Source organism: Dietzia sp. NCCP-2495 (assembly GCF_026011735.1).
In the GTDB taxonomy this organism is placed as follows: Bacteria; Actinomycetota; Actinomycetes; order Mycobacteriales; family Mycobacteriaceae; genus Dietzia.
The window spans coordinates 1-802 of the sequence record NZ_BRVN01000063.1 but is presented as its reverse complement, the minus strand read 5'-3'; the positions used below and the strand labels follow the sequence as shown (position 1 = coordinate 802).

Genomic DNA, 802 nt, shown 5'->3' with positions numbered 1-802 from the left:
CCTGCCGCGGCACCACCGGACGACGACGACACCGCGCCCGCCCCACCAGTAGCAGCACCGGCTCCGGGGACCGATCCTGCTCCCAGCCCGGGCGAACCCGCGATCGGCCCGCCCGCACCCGGTCCTGCGGCCGAGCCGAGTCCGGCCAGTGTCCCGGCCCCGCCCATGCGCATCGCGCCCGCACCAGCGGCAGCGGCACCACCGCCTCCGATCAGGCCAGCGGCATTGCCGAACCCCTGCCTACGATTCCGGCCATTATTCGATCCACGACCGCCTCGGGCTCCGGCCGCGCCCGCCCCGGCACCGCCACCGGCGCCGTGTCCGGTGGCGATGGGGGCGAATGGTGCCCCGGCCGCGGTCGTCGCCGCGTTCACACCACCCGCGCCACCGGCGCCCGCTCCACCGGTGCCACCGGCACCACCAGGCCCGGCCAACACCGCCGCACCAGAGTCGCCGCGTGATGCCAGCAGAGCCTGCTCAGTTGCTGCATCGACCGTGGGCATCGCCCCCGCCGCTCCGGCCACGCCTGCACCGTTAGCCCCTGTGCCGGCCCCGCCGCCGGCTGCGGCTCCACCTGTTCCTCCGGGTGCGGAGCCGGCATACGCCGCGACAGCGTCGGCGTTCGGTGCTGCGGCCGGGGCGGGTCGGGGAAGGTCGTCGGTGTTCCAGATCCGCGCCATGTCGATCCCCGACGGACCACCCAACGCAGCACCGCTGACGACGCGGTAGGCAGAGGTGAAGTCGATGTCGTCGAGGTTGGCGTCCATCACCGACGGACTGTAGGTGGTGTTGACGATCGCCC

Annotated in this window: 1 pseudogene; it reads right to left on the bottom strand. The window is 74.2% G+C overall.

The features are described 5' to 3' along the window. Positions 1-802 (bottom strand): annotated as a pseudogene (locus OPF83_RS17385) (hypothetical protein); the annotation flags it as partial.